Origin of the sequence: Mycobacterium sp. OAE908 (assembly GCF_017872775.1) — a bacterium.
Classification (GTDB): domain Bacteria; phylum Actinomycetota; class Actinomycetes; order Mycobacteriales; family Mycobacteriaceae; genus Mycobacterium.
The window spans coordinates 658,642-680,385 of record NZ_JAGGJL010000001.1 but is presented as its reverse complement, the minus strand read 5'-3'; the positions used below and the strand labels follow the sequence as shown (position 1 = coordinate 680,385).

Below are 21,744 nucleotides of genomic sequence, written 5' to 3'. Positions count from 1 at the left end.
GGCGCATCGAGGATGGCCGCGAATGATGTAACCCGAAGCGGCGGCGTGTTCGGAAAACTGGGCAATGTGGTCGTGCGATGGCCGCTGCTCGTCGTCGTCTTCTGGGTCGCACTCGCGGCTGTTCCGTTGCTGACGCTGCCACCCTTGGCGGAGATCGTCGGCCGCCACAAGGCAACACCTCTGCCCTACGACGCGCCGACCATGGTGACTACGCGGGAAATGGCCGCGGCGTTCCACGAAACCGGTTCGGACAACGTCCTTTTGGTGGTGCTCACCAACGAGGACGGCCTCGGACCCGCCGACGAACAGGCCTACGGCAGGTTGGTCGACAAGCTGCGCGAAGACACCGCCGACGTCAAGTCGGTGCAGGACTTCCTCAGTGCGCCTCCGCTGCGGGAGATCTTGCAGAGCAAGGACAACAAGGCGTGGAATGTGCCGGTCAACCTGGTCGGTGACCTGGGTTCGCCGCAGTCGAGAACCGCCTACGAGCACGTCAGCGACGTCGTGGCGGAGACGGTCGCCGGAACCACGTTGACCGCCAACGTGACCGGGCCGGCGGCGACAGTGGCCGACATCGCCGAGGTGGGCGAGCGGGATCTGCACTGGATCGAGATCGGGACCGGCGCGCTGGTGCTGCTGATCCTGCTGATCGTCTATCGAAACGTCGTGACAATGCTGTTGCCGTTGGTCACGATCGTCATCTCGCTGGCCACCGCACAGGGTGTGTTGGCGGGTCTCGCCGAACTGGGCCTGCGCGTCGCCCCCGAAGCCATGGTGCTGATGACGGCGGTGATGGTCGGCGCAGGAACCGATTACGCCGTCTTTCTGATCAGCCGCTATCAGGACTACATCCGGCAAGGCCTGAACTCCGAGGAGGCCGTGAAGCGGGCGCTGGTATCGATCGGCAAGGTGATCACCGCGTCGGCGGCCACCGTGGCCGTCACCTTCGTCGCGATGATCTTCGCGAAGATGCCGATCTTTTCGACTGTCGGCCCGTCGATCGCGATCTCGATAGCCGTGGCGTGTACGGCAGCGGTGACACTGCTGCCCGCCATCATCTCGGTGATGGGACCACGCGGTTGGATCAAGCCGCGGCGCGATCTCACCAGTAAATTCTGGCGGCGCTCCGGAATACGGATCGTACGACGGCCAAGGGCGCATCTGGCGGCCAGCTTGGTTCTGTTGATCATCCTCGCCGCGTTGTCGACGCAGGTCCGTTACAACTACGACGATCGCAAAACACTGCCGACCGCTGTCGAAAGCGCAGTCGGCTACAACGCGATGGTCCGCCATTTCCCGCTGGATTCCCTTGTGCCGCAGTTCATCTTCGTGCAGTCGCAGCAGGACCTGCGGGGACCGCGGGCCCTCGCCGATCTGGAACAGATGGCTCAGCGGGTCAGCCAGGTGCCAGGCGTCGGGTTGGTGCGCGGCATCACCCGGCCTACCGGAGAGCCGTTGGAGCAGACAAAGGCGACCTATCAGGCCGGCGAAGTGGGAAGCAAGCTGAACGAGGGCTCCCAGCAGATCGCCAACCACGACGGGGACCTCAAGTTGTTGACCAACGGAGCCGACACCCTCGCCGACAGCCTCGGCGAAGTCAGAGGCCAGGTCACCTCGGCCATCGCCACCGTGACCGTCCTGGTCGACGCGCTGTCGTCGGTGCAGGGCGAAACCGGCGGTGCGGCATCGCTTGGCGACATCGACAAGACGGCACGACTCATCGACGGGATGCGGGCGCTCGGCGGCGCCATCAGCCAGAACGTCACGAAATTCGTCGCGAGTTTCGAATGGGCCGACCCCGTTCTCACCGCACTCGACGGATCTCCGATCTGCAGCATCGATCCCGCGTGCCGGTCGTCGCGTGACGAGCTGCGGCGTCTGGTAACCGCCCGCGGGGACGGCAGTTTCGACAAGATCGCCGATCTCGGCAGACAGCTGGAACAGACGCAGGACGTGCAGAGCATCGAATCGACGGTGACGCGACTGCGCAGCGCGCTGACCACCGCCGCAGGTGCCGTGCATTCGATGGGTCTGGACCAGCCCGGCGGGCTGCAGAGCAAGCTCGCCGAATTGCAGCAGGGCGCCGACGCTCTGGCCGACGGCAGCCGCAAGCTTGCCGAAGGTGTACAGCTCCTCGTCGACCAGACCCGGCAGATGGGCGCAGGCCTCGCCGATGCGTCGGCGTTCCTGCTGGCCATGAAGAGCGATGCGGCCGCACCGTCGATGGCGGGGTTCTACATCCCGCCTCAGGTGTTGACCCGCGACGAGTTCAAGAAGGCGGCAACCGCGTTCGTGTCACCGGACGGGCACGCCGTGCGGTATCTGGTTCAAACCAAGCTGGATCCGTTCAGCACCGCCGCGATGGATCAGGTGAACGCGATCCTCGACGCCGCCCGCGGGGCGCAACCGAACACGGCGCTGGCCGATGCGAAGATCTCGATGGGCGGTGTGTCAGCCGGATTGCGGGACACCCGTGACTACTACCACAACGACTTTCAGTTCTTCGTCTTCGCGACGATCCTCATCGTGCTTTTGATCATGATCGTCCTGCTTCGGGCGATCGTCGCCCCGGTCTATCTCATCGGGTCGGTCGTCATCTCCTATCTGTCCGCACTTGGCCTTGGCGTGTTGGTGTTTCAGGTGGGGCTGGGCCAGGAATTGCATTGGAGCGTGCCAGGACTCACGTTCATTCTGTTGGTCGCGGTCGGTGCCGATTACAACCTGTTGTTGATCTCCCGGATCCGCGATGAGTCGCCGCACGGCATCCGGATCGGGGTGATTCGCACGGTCACGTCGACGGGCGGTGTCATCACCTCCGCCGGGCTCATCTTCGCCGCCTCGATGCTCGGTCTGATGGTCGCCAGCATCACCACGATGATCCAGGTCGGTTTCGTCATCGGCGTCGGCATCCTGCTCGACACGTTCCTGGTGCGCACCATCACCGTGCCCGCCATGGCCGCGATCGTCGGGCGGGCCAATTGGTGGCCGTACCGCTGGTGGCCGGCGCGGCGGCCATCGAGACCATCGGCACAGCGCCACCGTCACCGCCGCGGCCGCCGCGACACCCCTTCTGCCGCAGTCAGTCCCGACGACGAGATCACCGACGTGATTCCGACAGATGTGAGGTTCACATGAAATTCGTGCTGGCTGTTCACGGCACCCGCGGTGACGTCGAACCTTGCGCCACCGTGGGTGTCGAACTGCAACGCCGCGGGCACGACGTGGCGATGGCCGTCCCGCCCAACCTCATCGACTTCGTCGAGTCCGTCGGCCTGGCGGCGACGCCGTACGGACCGGACTCCGGGCCGCAGATCGACGCGGCCTCCGATTTCCTTCACCGGCTGTCCAAGATCCAGAACCCGGTGAACATGGTGCGCAAGGGCATTGAGCTGTTCGTCGAGGGCTGGTCCGAGATGAGCACGACGCTGGCGGCGCTGGCGCGGGGTGCGGACCTGGTGTTGACGGGCCAGACCTATCACGGTGTGGCCGTCAATGTGGCTGAATACCACGGCATTCCGGTCGCCGGCCTGCACCACTTCCCAGTGCAGGTCAACGGGCAGCTGGGATTTCCTTCGGTGCCCGCACCCGCGCAGGTGATCCGCTCGACGATGCGGATGGCGTGGTGGACCTACGGCCGCATCACCATGGATGCCGAGGACGCGCAACGCCGCGCCTTGGGCCTGCCGCCCGTCGAGGAGCCTGCGTTGCGGCGGATGATGGATGCAGGCTCGCTCGAGATCCAGGGCTACGACCACGCCTGCTTTCCCGGGCTCGCCGCGGAGTGGAGTGATAGGCGTCCGTTTGTCGGCCCGCTGACATTGGAACTGGCAAGCGGCGCCGAGGATGAGGTCGCGTCCTGGATCGCCGCTGGGACGCCGCCGATCTACTTCGGGTTCGGTAGCACGCCGGTCAAGTCGTCCGGGGAAACCGTCGCGATGATCAGCGAGGCCTGTGCGCAACTCGGCGAGCGCGCGCTGATCTATTCGGGTTCAGCCGAAACCGTTTCACACGCCGAACACGTCAAGTTGGTTGGCCCGCTGAACTTCTCGACGATCCTGCCGCAGTGCCGCGCGACCGTTCATCACGGCGGGGCTGGCACCACCGCGGCGGGGCTACGTGCGGGGCTGCCGACGTTGATTCTGTGGGACGTGGCCGACCAGCCGCTGTGGGCGGCCGCGATCAAGCGGTTGAAAGTCGGTACTGCAAGACGACTGACGAAGACCAGCCGCGAATCGCTGGTCGCGGATATCGGCTCGATCCTCGCGCCGCGGTGCACCGCGCGAGCCCGTGCGCTGGCCACCCGGATGACGACACCCGGCGCCGCGGCCGTCAAGGCCGCCGACCTGCTCGAGACGGCGGCCAGCACGGCGAAGCCGACGCTGAAAACGGCTGTGGGAAGGTAGGGATTCGTCGTGTGGGGCACTGTCCTGATCGTGGCACTTGTCGCAGCGTGTGATCCGGTGCGGCTCAGCATCGCGTTGCTGTTGATCTCGCGGCCACGGCCCATGCTGAATCTGCTCGGGTACTGGCTGGGCGGCATGGTCGCGGGAATCACCGCCGCGGTGGGACTGCTGCTGGTGCTGCGCACTGTCGCACCGGTGCTTACCCAGCATGCGGCCGCCGCGGCGGAAAGCCCGATCGTCCGCCACATCCAAATAGGCGGTGGGATCACGGCGTTGGCGATCGCGGCCGTGATCGCCGTGGGGCTGGCGGCGCGGCAACGGAGCCGGGTCGAGGTGGCCGTCGGCGCCGCGTCGAGCGCAATGGGCCGGCCCGATACTGTGACCGCACTGTCGCGGCTGTCGAACCTGGGCCGAAACACGCTGGAGGACAGATTCTTCTGGGTGGCCTTCGTCGCGGGTGTGGTGTCCGCCATCCCGCCCGTCGAGTACCTGGTGGTCATCGCCGTCATCCTGAGCTCGGGAGCCGCCGCAGGTACGCAGGTGAGTGCTGCGTTGATATTCACCGTTGTGTCGTTGGCGGTCATCGAGATTCCGCTTGTCAGCTGTTTGGCAACCCCCGTGAAAACGCACGCCACGATGTTGCGGTTGCACGACTGGACGGCGGCTCGTCGCCGAGTGATCCTCGCTATCGGCGTCGCAATGGTCGGCACCTTCCTGGTTTTCACCGGTATCGGGAACGGCTGAGCAGTCCGCCATTTCAAGCAAACCCACGATATTAAAACTGACGACACAGTAAATTGAGTATGGACTGCGTTGCCGGTAATGAAAGCCGGTCGCGGCAGCGATGAACCGAACCTTGGGGGGTTCCAATGACGTCGACAAAGCGGAGCTCGGATCATCTGCGGCAAACTGCATTGCAGACTCCGGCTGCCAAATTCATCGGACGCGTCGGCGCGCTGGCAGTGGCACTCGGGGTCGGTGGTGCGTTGGCGACCAGCCCGGGTGTCGCGCTGGCCGACGATACGTCGTCGACCTCGTCGTCTTCCTCGGACTCGACCTCGACAGCGGGGTCGTCGGGGACGAACTCGACGACGTCGTCAACGACCGACCAGACCACGGGGTCTGCGTCCGAGGCCAATTCACCGACACACGATGACGGCCCGGTCGTGCACATCTCGGGTGGTGTCGACAAGTCCGATGACGGCGGGGGGACCTCCGGCGGCGAGGAGTTGCCGTCGACCGATCCGCGGAAACCCGAATCTGACGAGCCCGCCACCACCGAAGAAACCAATGCCGAGGCGCCGCACCGGAAGAAGGGCGACCGACCGTCAGCGAGTGCAGCGACGGCCGAAACCGACATCGAACACCGCGCCGTTCCCACCACGGACGCGACGAGCCACGAATCGACTGCACCCGAAGAATCCCCGGCTGACAAACCAACGGAGCAGCCAACGCCCGCAACGATATCGGTACCAGAAGCGGCCACCCAGACCGCTGTCACCACATTCAGCGCGGCGGCAGTCCAGCAACCTGTTGGCGGACAGCAGAGTCGGATCACGTCACTGCCTGGCGCAATCATCGGCCTGGCATCCGATTTGATCCATTCCGCGCTCGCGGCGATCGTCGGGCCAGACCCCGGTGCGCCAGGGGATTCGCCGCTGTTGTGGGGTCTACTGGGGTGGGTGCGCCGGCAGTTGAGCGCGCAGTTCAGCGATCAGACGCCCACCGTCGACGCCGCACAGACCGCGCTGGCGTTGGATGCCGCAGAGACGGGCCTACCCGAGGACTTGGAACGCACGATCATCGCATCGGGGCTGAACGAGCCGACCGACATGAGGTTCCTGCCTGACGGCTCGATCCTGATCACCGAAAAGAGCGGAGCCATCCGGGTATTCAAGAACGGACAGCTACAGGATCAGCCGCTGATCACAATACCTACCAAAACAGGCGGGGAGCGCGGCGTCACCGCGGTCGAGGTGGACCCGAACTTCACCACCAATCACTACATCTATGTCGCCTACACGGGCATCGACGACCACGAGAAATTGTCTCGCCTGACCGTGACGGGATACACGGGTGGACCGGGCATCGACTCATTGAGTGTCGACGCAAACTCCGAGAAGATCCTGCTGGCGTCCGACCAGGTGGCCGGCAACATCCACCAGGGCGGTGGACTGGCCTTCGGGCCCGACGGCAAGTTCTACTGGTCTCTGGGCGACAACTCGAATTCCTCTAATTCGCAGAACCTTTCGACCATTCAGGGCAAGATCTTGCGTTTCACCATCAATCCCGACGGCACCATCAGCACGCCTGCCGACAATCCGTTCGTCAACACGCAGGGTGCAAACCCGCTTATCTACGCGCTCGGTTTCCGCAACCCGTTCCGCTTCGTTTTCACGCCAAACGGCACCCTTCTCGAGGGCGACGTCGGCGGAACGGCTTGGGAAGAACTCAATGTCATCACGCGAGGCGCGAACTACGGCTGGCCCCTTGCCGAGGGCTTCTGCAACAACTGCGGCTACGCCAACCCGATCTACGCCTATCCGCATACTCCGTTGCCGGAGAAGGCGGGAGCGATCACGGCGGTGATGTTCTACACCGGTACGAAACTCGGTGCGGAGTACGACAATACGGTCTTCATCGCCGATTACACCCGCGGCTTCATCAGGGCACTGACATTCGACTCCAACTTCACCAGCCTGATTCACGAGCACACCTTCGACGACGCCGCAGGCACGCCGATCAAGTTGATGCAAGGGCCCGACGGCAACATCTATCAACTCAACATCTACCCCGGCGAGCTCTCGATCATCGCGCCCTCAGGCGGCAATAGAGCGCCGACCGCCGTGGTGACGGCGACTCCGGCGTATGGCAAGCCCGCGCCGTTGACCGTCGACTTCTCGTCGCAGGGTTCCAGCGACCCGGAGGGGTCACAGCTCAGCTACTCATGGAACTTCGGGGACAACACCACCTCCAGCGACGCCAACCCGACTCACACCTACGCCGCCAACGGCACTTATGTCGCGACGCTGACCGTCAGCGACGGCGAGAAGACGGCGCAGGCCTCTCAGCAGATCTTCGTCGGCAACACCGCGCCGTCGGTTCAGATAACGTCTCCGGTGGACGAGTCGAAATACAATGCAGGCAACACCATTTCGTTCAGCGGCATCGCAACAGACGACGAGGACGGGACACTGCCCGACAGCGCATATCGCTGGACCGTCGTGTTCCATCACGCTGACCACATCCACCCGTTCGCCGACAACATCGTCGGTAAGAGCGGAAGCATCGAAATTCCAACCGATTCCAGTCAAGTGGACACCACCTGGTATGAGATCTCGTTGACCGTCACCGACAGTAAAGGCCTCGCCAGCACGCAATCGGTGGAGGTCAGGCCGAATCTGGTGAACGTCTCCTACAGCGCCAACAACCCCAACGTGGTCTTCACGATCGACGGTATCCCGTATCAGGGCTCGTATTCCGAGCAGGGAGTGGTCGGGGTCAAGCACGTGCTCGGCGCGTTGTCACCGCAAGCAGACGGTGCGGACCAATTGGTGTTCAGCCGGTGGTCCGACGGTGGCGCGCAACAGCACACGATCACCACGCCTGGCTCAGACACCAGCTATTCGGTCACGTTCGACACCTATGTTCCTCATGCGACCTTCGCTGGGGGCGCGATACTCAAGCAATTGCAGCAGAACCTGAGCGAGACGTTCGCACACCTCGGCACCGCGTTGCGGACGTCTGCGGGGGCCGTCGTCGATATCGTGACCGGACTCCCGGCGGCAGCGCTGGACGCCGTGGCACATCCGACACACATCCCGTCGATCATCAGCGGCCTTTTCAACGACGCACGCAATGCAGGCGCTCCGGTGGCCCACGCCATCACCGACATCGTGACCACCACCGCCAACCGCGCCGCGGCCGTGGCCAGTGCGGTGGCCGCCAACGTCGGCCCGCTCAGCCACGCGATCGTTGACGCGCCTGCGGGCATCGGAGCAGCGCTCAAGGACAGTGCCAGCCTGCTGCTCACGTTCCTGATGAGGACGGATGCCGAGGGCTTCATCGGCGCGCTGCGATATGCGCAGCAGACCGTTCAGGGCGAACTGCAGCACCACGTCAGCGACATCGTCGGCTCGGTCGCCGATCTTCAGCACGACATCGTCGACGCGCTGGCTACCCCGCAGCCTTAGCCGGCTTCAACCGCGCTTCCTCGAGGAGGTCGGCCGCCGCGCGCACGCTGGCGTCGCATGACGTCATTCGAGCGGCGACCTCTTTGGCCCGAAGCGCGTATGACGGTGCCAGGATGCGGCGCAGATCGGCCGCCAACGTTCTCGATGAGGTCCGCGAAAAGCTGCGCCCCACACCGACTTTCAACTGCTTTACCTGCGCCGCCCAGATCGGTTGATCCGACGTGATCCACAGGATCACCGTGGGCACGCCGGCTCGCATCCCTGCCGCGGTCGTTCCCGCGCCACCATGATGCACGACAGCACGGCAGCGTGGAAAGACCGCCGCATGGTTGACCTGTCGCACCACCTTCACGTGGTCAGATGTGGGCGGGCCGTCGAAGTCGGCCCATCCGGAGCAGATCAATGCACGCTCGCCGAGTTCGGCGCACACCGCGCTGATCATCGCGACGGTGTCGGCGGCGGAACGGACCGGCATGCTGCCGAAGCCGAAGTAGATCGGTGCCGTGCCCGCGGCTATCCATGTCGCGACCTCATCGTCGGCCGGCGTCGGCAACTGCAAACTCAGCGCGCCGACGAATGGCCACCGGCCGCCCCATTCCGCCGCCAGGCCGGGGAAGCACAGTTCGTCGTAGGCCTGGATCTCCAGCGCTTTACGCTCGGTGAGTCGGCGCGACAACGAGCTTGCGGTCTGCGGCAGACCGAGTTCGCGGCGTTGTGAATCGTCGGCGTCCTTGGTCATCCGCCAATACAGCCACCACACTGCGGAAATCGCCGACCTCGTCACCGGTGCGGGCACCATCGGCACCAGGTGGCCGTTGGCCCGCGACGGGAAATAATGCAGCGCGGCCAACGGGACGTCGTAGTACTCGGCGACATTGGCGGCGACGCCCTGGTAGATCGTGCCCGTCAGCACCACGTCGGCTCCGTCGGCCAGCGATGTCAATGTCGCGCTCATCTCTGCCCAACCCCGGCTGACGTACTCCTTGAACGCCCGCACCAAGTTGAGCGGCTGCATCTTCCAATAGTTGTGTACGAAATCGTCGTCGATCAGCTCTTGGGAGTCCGGGCCATAGGGGGCAGCCGTCAGCCCGGCGGACTCGACAAAGCCAACCAGGTTGGGCGGCACCGCGATACGGACGTCGTGGCCGCGGCGTTGCAGCTCGACCCCGACCGCGGCACACGGCTCGACGTCGCCGCGACTGCCGTGCATCGCCAGCGCGAACCTCATCGGCCGAGAACCCGGCGTGCTATGCGTCGAGACGGGCGAACCGGCCGTGCCGATACTGCTCGACACACGCATGCCGTCTGACCTTGCCGCTCGTCGTCGTCGGAATCGAACCGGGCGGCACCAGAACCAGATCGGCGACACTGAGGCCGTGCGAAGTCGAAATCGCCGAGGTCACTTCGCGCTTGACCATTCCGAGTGCTTCCACCGCGTCATCGTAGGAGTCGCCGCGGTTCTTCAACTCGATGATGGCCACCAGTTGCTCCGAGCGATCGCCCGGCACCGAGATCGCAGCGCAGCGGCCCCGCGTGATCTCGTGGATGGTCGCTTCGATGTCGTCGGGGGAGTGGTTGCGCCCGTACACGATCAGCAGGTCTTTGATGCGGCCGATGATGAACAGCTCGCCGTTCGACATGAAGCCGAGGTCGCCCGTCCGCAACCACGGCCCATCGGGCGTGCCCGGCAACGGCGCGACGATCTGCCCGCCGAAGGTGCGTTCGGTCTCGTCAGGCCGGTTCCAGTATCCGACGGCCACATTGTCGCCCTGCGTCCAGATCTCGCCGACTGACCCGTCGGGGCACTCGTGACAGGTCTCCGGGTCGACGATCCGCAGGACCGGGAATTGCTTTGTGCCGTAGCCGATCAGCGGCGTGCCACCGGTGATGTCGCAGCGCGTCGCCTCGCCTGCCGACAACTTCTCGGTCTGGAAATGGACGACTTCGGGCGGCTGTGCCGGCGTGCGGGTGGCCAGATAGACGGCCGCCTCCGCCATCCCGTAGGACGGCCGGATCATGCTGCTGCGCAGGTTGAAACGGGCGAACCGCTCAGTGAAGCGGCGCACGGTCGCCGGCTGCACGCGCTCGCTGCCGGAAAGGATGCACAGCACCTTTCCGAGATCCAGACCGGCCAGGTCCTCGTCGGACGTGCGTCGCACGGCGAGTTCGAATGCGAAGTTGGGTGCTGCCGAAAAGACACGAGAATGCTTGGCCAGCAATTGAACCCACCGGGCCGGGTGCTGCAGGAAGCCGGCAGGGCTGAAGAGCACGGCCGGTCGTCCGGCCAGCATCGGTATCAGGATGCCGACGAACAAGCCCATGTCGTGATAGAAGGGCAGCCACGATACGAAGGTGGTGTCGGGCGGGGCCACCCCGCCGAACTCCTCGAAGTACGCAGATGCGATCTGTTCGAAATTCACCCGGACGTTCTCGTGGGTGACCATCACACCCGCAGGCATGCGCGTGGACCCAGAGGTGTACTGCAGGTACGCCACGTTCGGGTTGCCGTTGCCGTTGACCCGCCGGCCCGGTGCGCTCGCGGTGTCGAGCTTGTCGACCTCGATGACCGTAGGCGCGGGTGTGCCGGGTTGCGGGGTGAGGTAGTCGGCGAGCATGCCGGCCACCGAGGACGTCGTCAGCACCACGCTGGGCGACGAGTCGGCCAGCACCGAGGTGACCCTGAGATCGGTGGCGCCGCCCATCGGAAGTGACAGCGGCACCGCGATGCGCCCGGCCTCCATCGCGCCGAGGAACGCGACGATGTAGTCGAGCCCCTGCGGCGCGAGGATCACCGCCCGGTCGCCGGTCGCCCCGCAAAACCTCAGTTGGTGCGCGACGTTGAGCGTGCGGCGATACAACTGTGCCCACGTCAGGCTCTCAGCAACGCCGTCCCAGTCCTGCTCGTAGTCGATGAACGTGAACGCGACGTCATTCGGCTGCAGGCTGGCACGCTCACGCACCAGTGCGGAAACGGAGAAATCTCTCATGGCGATTGCAAGACCTTCCTGTTCGGTGCGCCCGGCTTCAGCTACGCAAGGTTAGCCATATATTTGACGCTGAGGTAAGAAACTGCGGATTCCAGTGTGTCGTCCGAAGTTGTGCCAAACTAATTAATTGTTGTCAACGTCAAATCCGAGGAGGCCCCCGATGACCTGGACCTTTTTCCGCACGGGCATGCCTCTCGCTTTCGCCAGCGCGCTGGCGGGCATCGCGGTCGGGGCGGCCGGTCTGGCGACAGCACCGCTGGCCTTGGCGGATTGCCCCGATGAACAGGTCGTTGACGCCAATTCAGGCCAGTGCGCGCCCAAGGACAACGAGAACTCCGAAGCGCCGTTGAAAGCGGCCTGGGAGGACGCGTTCGGGCCACTGCCCTCGCCGGAGGATTTCGCGCTGGCCCGCGTCGACGATCCGACCGTCGCGCTGCCAGGTGTCGGACTGCCCGGCGTCGGCCTGAATCTGCTCAGCGTCGCGCCGTCATTCGGCGCAGGTGCGGCCGCCGCGTCGGCGGTTCCGTCGATCGCGCCGCCGGTCGGCCTGCCTGCGCCGAGCATCCCCGAAGTCGGGTTGCCCGCATTGCCTGCGCCACCGCCGCTGCCGGGCCCGCCGTGTGTCGGATTCGGCACGCCGATTCCCTTTGTGGGCTTTTCCACCTGCTAGCTTCCTTGCTCGCCGCGACGCGCACGCCGTAGCCTCGTGACGTGTCCGGCCTGACAGATGTCCGCGCCGACGAACTCGCCGCGCTGGAGGTCTTCGCAGGCTGTCCCGCCGAGTCTCTGGTGCCCTTGGCGGCGCAACTGCGACCGCTGACCGCGGCGCCCGGCCAGGTGCTCATGCAGCAGGGCGAGCTTGCGGTGTCGTTCTTGATCATCGGATCCGGACGCGCCGAGGTGACGCACACCGGAGTCGACGGCCACGACACCGTCGCGGAGTTGACGCCGGGGATGATCGCGGGCGAGATCGCTTTGCTTCGAAACGGGCCGCGCACCGCGACGGTGATCGCGAAGGGGACACTGACCGGCTGGGTCGGCGGCAGGGACGCGTTCGCGACGATTCTCGAACTGCCCGGCATGCTCGAGAAGCTGCTGCGCGTCGGGCGCCAGCGCCTTGCCGCGTTCCTCACGCCGATCCCGGTCAAGATGCGCGACGGCACCCAACTGCATCTGCGCCCGGTGCTGCCCGGCGACAACGAACGCACGACGCAAGGCCCGGTCGAGTTCTCCAGCGAGACGCTGTATCGCCGCTTCCAGACTCCACGCAACCCCACCGCGTCGTTGATGCGGTACCTGTTCGAGGTCGACTACCTGCACCACTTCGTCTGGGTGATGACAGACGGTTTCGACGGGCCGGTAGTCGCCGACGCACGCTTCGTGCGCGACGAGGTCGACCCGACAGCCGCGGAAGTCGCTTTCATCGTCGGCGACGACTACCAGGGCAGAGGCATCGGCACATTTCTGATGGGCGCACTCGCCGTCGCAGCCGATTACCATGGCATCCAACGCTTTACGGCGCGGGTGTTGAGCGACAATTATCCGATGCGCGCGATCCTGGATCACTTCGGCGCCGACTGGCACCGTGACGACCTCGGCGTCGTCACCACCGTCATCGACGTGCCCCATCCGCCCAACCCGCCGTTCACACCGGAACTGACCAAACAGATCCGCGACATGACCCGTCAGGTCGTCCGGGTGGTCGGCTGATGCGTCCACCACTTTCCAAGGACACCCGGTTGTGCATCTCGCTGGCGGCCCGACCCAGCAATATCGGCACCAGGTTTCACAACTATCTCTACGACCAACTCGGCCTCGACTTCATCTACAAGGCGTTCACCACCACCGACATCGACGCGGCGATCGGTGGGGTGCGGGCGCTCGGCATCCGCGGATGTTCGGTGTCGATGCCGTTCAAGGAAGCCGTGATCCCCCTCGTCGACAACGTCGAGTCGTCCGCGCGGGCCATCCACTCCGTCAACACCATCGTGAACGACGACGGGCGTCTGACCGCCTCGAACACCGATTACCTTGCCGTGCAACGTCTTATCGACGATTATCAGCTGGACTCGAGTGACACCGTGCTGATCCGGGGCAGCGGCGGCATGGCGAGCGCGGTCGGCGCGGCTTTCCGCGACAGCGGCTTTCACTCCGGTGTGGTCGTTGCGCGCAATCCCGACGCCGGGCGCGCGCTGGCAGGCAGGCTCGATTACGACTACGCATCCGAGGTCGGCACGCGTACGGCGCCCATCATCGTCAACGTCACTCCGATCGGCATGGCGGGCGGCGCCGAGGAAAGCGAGGCGGCGTTCGACGACGCGACAATTGCCAAGGCGCGCACCGTTTTCGACGTAGTGGCCCTTCCGTCGGAGACGCCGCTGATCAAGGCTGCGCGCTCGGCAGGCGTCGCGGTGATCACCGGCGCGGAGGTGATCGCGCTGCAGGCCGCCGAGCAGTTCGAGCGCTACACCGGCGTGCGGCCCACTGCCGAACAGGTCGCGCAGGCCTCGGCGATCTCGCGGGCCTGACTACGGCGCGTTGACCACGACGATCTGGCGACGGACCTTCTCGACGCCCTGGGTCCACTTCGAATACATCAACGTAGCGCTGAGAAACCACCCCAGCGACGAGTGCACCGCCTCACCCGTCGGCGGCGCATCGTCGGGCAACGGCACCGCGAACGGCACCGTGACCGGCGACCCGTTGCGCAACGGGATTCCCTTGCCGAGCTTGATCGTTGGCCCCGACTTCGTGCCGCCTTCGACCGCGGGTGTGCGGACCAACGGATGGGAGATCCGGTGCCACACCCAATAGATCGAAAGCTCGCCGTCGGACATGTCGGTGTGCGGGGTGAGCGTGACGCTGCCGTTGATCGTCTGGCCTGCCCGAAAGATCGGTGACGGCACCACGATATCGATGTCGGTCCTGCCGTCGCCGCTTGTCCGCTGCAGCGAGGTCTCGGTCACCTGAAGGTCGTCGGTGCCTATCACGACGGCGAAGACACCTTCGGTATCGATGTCGCGGCCGCCCCGCTCTATCATCAGTCGGGCCGACCACCGCGCGAGCGCGTCTGAGGACCCCGGCGCCCAGGACGGAACCGTGAATGACGAAGACCCGCCCGTGAATTCGCTGGTACCGATCGGCAGTTCGACCTTCGTGACGCCAACCCAGTCCTCGGTGCTCCTCTCGCTGCCTGCGTCGGTGCCGACCTGGTCCATCATCAGCAGCGAGTCGTTCATCGCACCGGCCGCCGCGTCGGCGCGCCCGGCCCAGCGGTATCGGTAGAAGTTGGTGTAACCCCACTCCAGGGTCGCCGAGGACACCTTGTCGACCGGCTTGTCGGTGGTGATGGTGGCCTGCACCGTGTTCCTCGGCCGCACCACCTGCGGGGTCACCGACACCTGCACGCCTGCGGATCGATTGAACAGGCCCACGGGTGCGTCTACTTCTTCTGAGAGGCGGCGTACTCCTCGGGGCGGTTCTTCTTCATCCAGGCACGAAACGGCCAGAACAACGCCCACAGCACCGCGTAGCAGGGGTAGTAGACCGCCGCCATGGCGAGGATCCCGCCCACCCACGCGGGGTAGATGAGGATCAGGCAGAACTGGAGGAACTGCTTGATCACCACGGGGTAGCCCTCGGCCTGCGACCACACGAACCGCGGGCTCATGGCCTTCAGCAGTTGCTTGCCGGTCGACTCTTCGGCCTCGGCTTCGGCCTGCGCCGCGCTGACGTCGCGGCCGCGTTCATCGCTGGTGAGCCCGCGCGCAGGGGGCGGCGGTTCGTTGGGATCGAGCGGGGGAACGGCGGTCATGGCGTGATCGTCGTCTGCTCGTCGATGGTGTTCGTCGCGTCCATCAATGCGCCCATCTGGTCCTCGGTGCCGTCGGCGTTGAGCTGAAGCACGTACAGGCCGTCCTGGCCGGGGATCACCACGGTCTTCTGAGCGATGGCGCGCTTGACGCCGTCCTTGGTGTAGGTGCCGCCGATCTGCGTCGCGTCGAATCCGCTCAGCGTGCTCGAGCTGCCGTCCTGCGAGCCGTCATAGCCGGGCAGGTTCTTGATCTCACCCGGCGCGTACTCCAGGATCTTCGCCGGGTCGACGTTGCCCGCCAGCTTCGACACCAGCGCGATGATGGTCGGCGGGTCCTGGGCGAACGTCGGGTCGGTGGACACAATCGCGCCGTAGGCCCACTGCGGCGTTCGGCTTCCGGCGTCTTCCCACCCCGGCGGGAACGGCAAGTCGATCGTCGGCGCGCCCGCATCGCCCCGATGTACGGGCGTCTCGACGATGCCGTTCTCCTTGATGTAGTCGACGATCGTCTTGTTCGGGCCCGCGGCCTGTGCGGAGGTCGACGGTGCGGCCTTGCTGGTCGTGGTCGACGTCGAAGACGAGGTCTGCTTCGAGGTGGACGGCGCCGACTTGGTGTCCGATCCGCAGCCGGACAGGCCGATTCCGAGTGCGATCGCCGCGACGGCGACAGCGCCGGCCCGGATTGAGCGTGACATTGGGTCTCCTGTCGATTTGGAAATCTCCGGCGTAGCCTACGGTCGGCAAACATCGGGCGCAGGGTAAATCGACACGTCGAGTAGCGTTTCGCGGTCATATCGCGCCGTTGCCGGCGGTTCGGGGCGCGCTGCGGATGGCGGAGACGAGTTCGCTCAGCGACGTCTGACGCGCGCGTAAGAGCCGACGGCGGGCGGCCAAAGCCCGCTGTCGGCCGCTAAACACGTTGCGCGCCAGGCGCAGTCAGCACCTGGCTGTCAAATACACGGTTTGGTAGACGATTTGGTTCACCAACTCCGTGCCGTTTTGCACCGGTCGAATCACCGGCCCGACCGGACGCACCGAGTCGACCGTGCAGCGATCGAGCGGCGCGGCGCCGACCTTTTTCACCACGACATTGAAGCCGTTGTGCTCCAATTCGTTGACGGCGTCCTGTGCCGACCCGATGCCGGACGGCGCGGCGTCGGCGCCTGCCGGAAACCCTACTGCCAGCGCGAAAAAAGCTGCTACAGCAACCGTTGCAAAAGTCAACTCATTTAATTGTGGTGCCCTCACGTCTGCTCCTCAAGACCGACGGCATCCCCTCTAGTCACCGCGGGTCTGATTGATGAAACTCGCAGTAGCGCAATTTGATTCCGCTACTACAAGTGACGTGATGGTGTCGGCTCGGTTACACGTCGCAGTTCAGCGTCACGTTGATCGATCTGCTGACGACGACCGTGACGAGCCGACGATGCTTGCCCTCGTCCACCCAGAACGTCCTGGTCTGCGTCTGCGGATTGCGCACGCTGGTGACAGTGCACTGGTTGGTCGGCGCGTTGCCGACCCGGTCGATGATGACGTTGTAGCCCTCGTCTTCGAGCAGCCCGATCGTTTGGTAGGCGTTGCCTTGTTGAGTGGGTTCTGCCGTCGCGAATCCTGCGGGCGCGAGCATGGCACCGGCCACCGCTATCGTTGCTGCCACACTCCAGCCTGTGCGCATGACAGTCTCCATTCTGTTGTTTGCCTGGTATATGTTCATCGCTTTGCGGACACAGGACGTTGCAAGCCTTTTCTAAGCAATCTCTGTGGTATCAACGGGCGTGCGGCTGTTTGCCTTGTTCGCAGCGCTGTCACTGGGGGTGGCGGGGTGTGCGCAGACGCCGCCTGCTGTGCCGCCGACGGCAACGACGGCCTCGCGGGCATCGGTGAACCCGGCCCGGATCGACCGGGTGCGAACCGCGTTGCCGAGCGGCTACGAGGTGGCCGCACTATCTGGGCGGGCGGCGCCGGTGGCGTCTTGGGGTCTTGGTCCCGACTGGACGGCAGAGCCGCCGCAGTGCGGGGCACTCGCGGACCCTGCCGGTCGCGATGCGACGACGCGGGGCTGGTCAGCGTCGGGCACGGGCGGCATCGTCTATGCGGTGGTGGCCGATTCGGCGGCGACGCTCGAGCCGTCGCTGATCGAGGACTGCGGCCAGTGGACGGTGTCGGCGGGGCATACCGCCGGAACCGTCGGCGTTGTTGCGGCGCCCGCGATCGACGGTGCGACGACCGTCGGGCTCTCCGCCTCGACGACCACCACCGTCGAGGGCGGCACCGAAACCCATTCGCGCGCGGACACCTTCATCGCCTATCTGGGCGACTACGTCGCTCTTGTCACCGTCGTCGCCGACCCTGGCTCGCCGAATCCTCAACTCGGACTTCAATTCGCGTCGAATCTGCTAGTCAAAACGGTGTCGGCGTTACGCGGCTGAGCGCGACCCTGCGGGTACATTGGCGGCGATGTCGAACCGGAAGGCGATGGTTGTACTCGCGTGCGCGGGCCTGCTGGCCGCGTGCTCGGCCGGCCACTCCGCAGAGCAGGACGTGTCGCATGCCGACATCGCACACGTCGCCAACGTCAAGTCCAGTTTCGGGGCGGACTTCAAGGTGACCAATGTCGGGCCGACGGGCATCGACCCGCGACTGCTCGGCCCGCAGGCGCTGCCACAGGGCATGACGTTCGACCCCGCTGACTGCGCCAAGGCCGTCAGCCAGCAGGTGCTGCCCGCGGGCGTGAAGGGGAACATGGCAGCGACGACCGCCGAGGGGAAGGGCAACCGGTTCATCGCGATCGCGATCGAGACGTCGGAGGCCGTCCCGCGCAACGATCCCGCGCAGAATTGCCAGAAGGTCGGCTTCAGTGGGCCGGGTGTGCGCGGTCTCGTCGAGGTGGTCGAGGCGCCGCAGATCGACGGGGTGCACACGCTGGGCATCCACCGGGTACTGCAGACGACCGCCGACGGTAAGCCGCGCACCGGCGAGCTCTACAACTACATCGCGACTTTCGGCACGTTCCTTGTCATCGTGACGGCCAACCCGCTGGTGCTGCCCGACAAGCCGGTGGTTCCGGTGGATACCCAGCGCGCGCGTGACCTGCTGACCGCGGCGGTCGCGGACGTCAAGGGTTAGCGGACGTCGTGCGGGCGGAACTGGATACTGATCCGCGGGCCGACGGGCCGCGTGGTCTTCGGAATCGCGTGCTCCCAGGTGCGCTGGCACGACCCGCCCATTACCAGTAGGTCGCCGTGCCGGTGTTCGAGCCGCAACGACTTGCCGCCGCCCTTCGGTCGCAGCGCGAAAACCCTTGTGGCGCCCAGACTCACGATCGCGATCATGGTGTCTTCGGCGCTGCTGCGGCCGATCCTGTCGCCGTGCCATGCGACGCTGTCGTTGCCGTCGCGGTACAGGCAGAGGCCGGCCGTGGTGAACGGCTCGCCGAGTTCCCCGCCGTAGGTGTCGTTCAGCCGTCGACGCATCTGCTTCAGCCGCGGGTGAGGGGCGGGCTCCTCGATGAGATTGTGAAAGCTGACGAGCCGCGGCACGTCGAGCACGCGGTCGTACATCTGTCTGCGCTCGGCACGCCACGGGATGGAATCGCGGAGTTCGTCGAACAGTCCGTCGGCGTCGGAGAGCCAGCCCGACCGCACCTCGACCCACGCGCCACTGCCCAGGTGACGGCGTTCGGCGTGCTCGAACAGCGAGCTTTGGAGAGCCAGCTCCATGACCTCGAGTCTATCGCACAGGCGTTCGATTTCTAAAGGCGCACGGCGCCGGGGCCCTGGTCGGCAAGCATGTCGCCGGGGTTGGACAGGGCACACGTCTTCAGGCTCAGGCAGCCGCAGCCGATGCACCCGGCGAGGTTGTCGCGCAGCCGCTCCAGGTGCAGGATCCGGTCGTCGAGGTCTTGGCGCCAGCCTGCCGACAGTCTGGCCCAGTCCTTGCTGGTGGGGACGCGATCGGAGGGCAGCGACTGCAGTGCCTCGCGAATGCGTGCCAGCGGGATGCCGAGGCGCTGGGACATCCGGATGAATGCGACGCGGCGCAGCGTCTCGCGGGCGTACCGACGCTGGTTGCCGCTGGTGCGCTTGCTGGCGATCAGCCCTTCGCGTTCGTAGAAGTGCAGTGCCGAGACGGCGACGCCGCTGCGCTGCGACATCTCGCCGGGAGTGAGTTCGTGAATCAGCTCCATGAGCTCAACCATAGTTAAGGTGCTAGATGTGAAGTTGGGCTGCGACTCCGAGGTCGGCACACTGCGGGCTGTCATTCTGCACAGGCCGGGAGCGGAGTTGCAGCGGCTTACGCCACGTAACAACGACGCGCTGCTGTTCGACGGGCTGCCCTGGGTGTCCAAGGCGCAGGAGGAGCACGATGCGTTCACCGAGGTGCTGGAGTCGCGAGCCGTCGAGGTGCTGTTGCTCGCGGATCTGCTGACCGAGGCGCTCGCGCACAGCGGGGCGGCGCGGATGCACGGTATTTCGGCTGCTGTCGACTCACGACGGCTGGGATTGCCTCTGGCGCAAGAGCTTTCGGCTTATCTGCGGACGCTGGAGGCCGGACCGCTGGCGCGGGTGCTGATGGCGGGGATGACGTTCAACGAGTTGCCGCTTTCCGGGGGCGATCTGTCGCTGGTGCGGCGCATGCACCATGGCGGCGACTTCGTCATCGACCCGCTGCCGAATCTGTTGTTCACGCGCGACTCGTCGTTCTGGATCGGGCCACGGGTGGCGATCCCGTCGCTGGCGTTGCCCGCGCGGGTGCGCGAGACGTCGCTGACCGACCTGATCTACGCGCACCACCCGCGGTTCCTGGGGGTGCGACGGGCATATGAGTCGCGATCGGCACCGGTCGAGGGCGGTGACGTGCTGCTGCTGGCGCCGGGTGTGGTCGCGGTCGGGGTGGGGGAGCGGACAACGCCTGCGGGCGCGGAAGCGTTGGCGCGCAGCCTGTTCGACGATGATCTGGCGCACACGGTGCTGGCGGTGCCGATCGAGCAGGAGCGCGCGCAGATGCATCTGGACACGGTGTGCACGATGGTCGACGTCGATGCCGTGGTGATGTATCCGAACATCGTGGACTCGTTGTCGGCGTTCACAATTCACCGCGACGGCTCGGGCGGGGTGAAGATCGACGACGCGGCGCCGTTCGTGGAGGCGGCCGCTGCGGCGATGCAGATCGACAAGCTGCGGGTCATCGCGACCGGCCTGGACCCGGTGACGGCGGAGCGTGAGCAGTGGGACGACGGCAACAACACGCTGGCGCTGGCGCCCGGTGTGGTCGTCGCATACGAGCGCAACACGGAAACCAACGCGCGGCTTACCGATGCGGGCATCGAGGTGCTGCCGATAGCGGCATCCGAGCTGGGCACCGGACGCGGGGGCCCGCGCTGCATGTCATGCCCCGCGGCCCGCGACCCGCTCTAGCGCCAACCGCGGCGCTCAATTTTGCACTCACGGCTGCAATTCCGCCGAATTCACAACCCTCACTGCAATCTTGGGGGCGTCCACCCGCGTCGGTCGAATGCTTCGTGCGCACGATGCAGGATGAATCGCCTGCTGTGCTCGGCGACAACCTTGATATCGATCCAGCCCTCGCGGTCGACCAGTTCTGCTCGCCCGATGTCGTGCACGTACCGATCGCGGTTGGTCTGGTGTTGCTCGCCGTCGTAATCAAAGGCGACCATCGGCTCGTCGTAGCCCATGTCGAGAAATGCCACGCGCACTCCGTCGCTGACTCTGATCTGGGTACGTGGCGGAGGCAACCCGTCGTCAATGAGGATCAGCCGAACTCGTGTTTCCTGCGGCGATTCGGCCCCACCGTCCATCAGCGGCAGCGCTATTCGCGATCGTGGCAATCCGCGTGCCCTCGGATATTGATCAGTTAGCAATAGGACGTCGGTCACCTTGATGCCCGTTGCTCGAGCAAGCGCATCGAGATGTCGGACAGCGAGGTCACGCGGCAGGTGTCGAGCGATGTCGAAGGCTGTTCGTTCGGGTGTCGTCACGGGAATTCCACCGATCACCATGATGTGCTCGGCGTCAATCCGTTCGTTTCGCACCACGATGCCGGCGGGGGGACGACCGCATCGCCAAATCATTTCGATCGGCGTTGTCGCATCGATCCACAGAGCACCATGGAGTGCTGCCGCCGCTCGACCGGCGATCACGCCGTCGCGTCTCGACCATAGCCACGCGCCGACAGTGCGGAGCTGGAGCGAGGGTGCGACGAACTTCGAAAAGTAAATGTCAGGGAACATCGCGCGGTAGTTCCAACGTAGCTGGGCGCGCGTCAGGCCACCGCTGGCCAACGCCGCACTGCCGATGAAGACCTCACGCATGCGGCGATGCTCTCGG

Annotated in this window: 20 protein-coding genes; 10 read left to right on the top strand and 10 right to left on the bottom strand. The window is 65.5% G+C overall.

Annotated features, from left to right (window positions below; genetic code table 11):
* The first annotated feature begins 12 nt into the window (after positions 1–12).
* The 4 genes from J3E61_RS03245 (at position 13) to J3E61_RS03230 (ending at position 8,596) form a co-directional block, all read left to right on the top strand.
* Positions 13–3,135, top strand: coding sequence for an RND family transporter (locus J3E61_RS03245; RefSeq protein ID WP_210082600.1), 3,123 nt, complete (start codon positions 13–15; stop codon positions 3,133–3,135).
* On the top strand, positions 3,132–4,403 hold the full coding sequence (locus J3E61_RS03240; protein WP_210082599.1) for a glycosyltransferase: 1,272 nt from the start codon (positions 3,132–3,134) through the stop codon (positions 4,401–4,403). The genes J3E61_RS03245 and J3E61_RS03240 overlap by 4 nt, the downstream gene beginning before the upstream one ends.
* A 9-nt stretch (positions 4,404–4,412) precedes the next feature.
* The gene (locus J3E61_RS03235) at positions 4,413–5,147 is read left to right on the top strand and encodes a GAP family protein (RefSeq protein ID WP_210082598.1); all 735 of its coding nucleotides are present in this window, start codon (positions 4,413–4,415) and stop codon (positions 5,145–5,147) included.
* Between the two features lie 125 nt (positions 5,148–5,272).
* Positions 5,273–8,596, top strand: a complete 3,324-nt coding sequence (locus J3E61_RS03230) for a PQQ-dependent sugar dehydrogenase (RefSeq protein WP_210082597.1) — start codon at positions 5,273–5,275, stop codon at positions 8,594–8,596.
* On the opposite strand, the gene J3E61_RS03225 is transcribed toward J3E61_RS03230, so the two are convergent.
* Entirely contained in the window at positions 8,580–9,824 is a 1,245-nt protein-coding gene (locus tag J3E61_RS03225) for a glycosyltransferase (protein WP_210082596.1), read from the bottom strand. The genes J3E61_RS03230 and J3E61_RS03225 overlap by 17 nt on opposite strands.
* 19 nt (positions 9,825–9,843) lie before the next feature.
* Entirely contained in the window at positions 9,844–11,583 is a 1,740-nt protein-coding gene (locus tag J3E61_RS03220; RefSeq protein ID WP_210082595.1) for an AMP-binding protein, read from the bottom strand.
* 160 nt (positions 11,584–11,743) lie between these two features.
* On the opposite strand from J3E61_RS03220, the gene J3E61_RS03215 reads away from it, so the two are divergent.
* The 3 genes from J3E61_RS03215 to J3E61_RS03205 are packed head-to-tail and all read left to right on the top strand — an operon-like array spanning position 11,744 to position 14,111.
* Positions 11,744–12,253 carry a hypothetical protein gene (locus tag J3E61_RS03215; RefSeq protein ID WP_192727051.1) on the top strand — a complete coding sequence of 170 codons (510 nt, stop codon included), beginning with the start codon at positions 11,744–11,746 and terminating at the stop codon, positions 12,251–12,253.
* A gap of 41 nt (positions 12,254–12,294) precedes the next feature.
* A complete protein-coding gene (locus J3E61_RS03210; RefSeq protein WP_210082594.1) occupies positions 12,295–13,293 on the top strand; it encodes a GNAT family N-acetyltransferase in 999 nt (332 codons plus the stop codon).
* Entirely contained in the window at positions 13,293–14,111 is an 819-nt protein-coding gene (locus tag J3E61_RS03205) for a shikimate 5-dehydrogenase (RefSeq protein WP_210082593.1), read from the top strand. Before J3E61_RS03210 ends, J3E61_RS03205 begins: the two co-directional genes overlap by 1 nt.
* On the opposite strand, the gene J3E61_RS03200 is transcribed toward J3E61_RS03205, so the two are convergent.
* The 5 genes from J3E61_RS03200 to J3E61_RS03180 all read right to left on the bottom strand — a co-directional run bounded on the left by J3E61_RS03200 (position 14,112) and on the right by J3E61_RS03180 (position 17,072).
* Positions 14,112–15,017, bottom strand: coding sequence for a hypothetical protein (locus tag J3E61_RS03200; RefSeq protein ID WP_210082592.1), 906 nt, complete (start codon positions 15,015–15,017; stop codon positions 14,112–14,114). It lies immediately after the preceding gene.
* A gap of 8 nt (positions 15,018–15,025) precedes the next feature.
* Entirely contained in the window at positions 15,026–15,397 is a 372-nt protein-coding gene (locus tag J3E61_RS03195; protein ID WP_192727047.1) for a hypothetical protein, read from the bottom strand.
* Positions 15,394–16,092 carry an LpqN/LpqT family lipoprotein gene (locus J3E61_RS03190; protein ID WP_192727046.1) on the bottom strand — a complete coding sequence of 233 codons (699 nt, stop codon included), beginning with the start codon at positions 16,090–16,092 and terminating at the stop codon, positions 15,394–15,396. The genes J3E61_RS03195 and J3E61_RS03190 overlap by 4 nt, the downstream gene beginning before the upstream one ends.
* A 241-nt stretch (positions 16,093–16,333) precedes the next feature.
* Positions 16,334–16,645, bottom strand: a complete 312-nt coding sequence (locus J3E61_RS03185; RefSeq protein WP_210082591.1) for a hypothetical protein — start codon at positions 16,643–16,645, stop codon at positions 16,334–16,336.
* A 115-nt stretch (positions 16,646–16,760) separates the two neighbouring features.
* Entirely contained in the window at positions 16,761–17,072 is a 312-nt protein-coding gene (locus J3E61_RS03180; RefSeq protein ID WP_192727044.1) for a hypothetical protein, read from the bottom strand.
* Between the two features lie 100 nt (positions 17,073–17,172).
* Between J3E61_RS03180 and J3E61_RS03175 the strand changes: the two genes are divergently transcribed.
* Together J3E61_RS03175 and J3E61_RS03170 are read left to right on the top strand one after the other, a co-directional pair.
* Positions 17,173–17,826 carry a DUF5642 family protein gene (locus J3E61_RS03175; RefSeq protein WP_210082590.1) on the top strand — a complete coding sequence of 218 codons (654 nt, stop codon included), beginning with the start codon at positions 17,173–17,175 and terminating at the stop codon, positions 17,824–17,826.
* Positions 17,827–17,854: 28 nt separating this feature from the next.
* Positions 17,855–18,523, top strand: coding sequence for a DUF5642 family protein (locus J3E61_RS03170; RefSeq protein ID WP_192727042.1), 669 nt, complete (start codon positions 17,855–17,857; stop codon positions 18,521–18,523).
* On the opposite strand, the gene J3E61_RS03165 is transcribed toward J3E61_RS03170, so the two are convergent.
* The gene (locus J3E61_RS03165; RefSeq protein ID WP_210082589.1) at positions 18,520–19,116 is read right to left on the bottom strand and encodes an alpha-ketoglutarate-dependent dioxygenase AlkB; all 597 of its coding nucleotides are present in this window, start codon (positions 19,114–19,116) and stop codon (positions 18,520–18,522) included. The genes J3E61_RS03170 and J3E61_RS03165 overlap by 4 nt on opposite strands.
* A 32-nt stretch (positions 19,117–19,148) precedes the next feature.
* Positions 19,149–19,583 (bottom strand): redox-sensitive transcriptional activator SoxR, encoded by a 435-nt coding sequence (gene soxR, locus J3E61_RS03160; RefSeq protein ID WP_192727040.1) that lies wholly within the window; start codon positions 19,581–19,583, stop codon positions 19,149–19,151.
* Here soxR and arcA point away from each other — a divergent pair.
* Complete coding sequence (gene arcA / locus J3E61_RS03155; protein ID WP_210082588.1) at positions 19,582–20,814, top strand: arginine deiminase; 1,233 nt, start codon at positions 19,582–19,584, stop codon at positions 20,812–20,814. The two genes, soxR and arcA, sit on opposite strands and share 2 nt — an antisense overlap.
* Positions 20,815–20,873: 59 nt before the next feature.
* Here the strand turns inward: arcA and J3E61_RS03150 are convergent, their stop codons facing one another.
* Entirely contained in the window at positions 20,874–21,728 is an 855-nt protein-coding gene (locus tag J3E61_RS03150) for a hypothetical protein (RefSeq protein WP_210082587.1), read from the bottom strand.
* Positions 21,729–21,744: the final 16 nt, after the last annotated feature.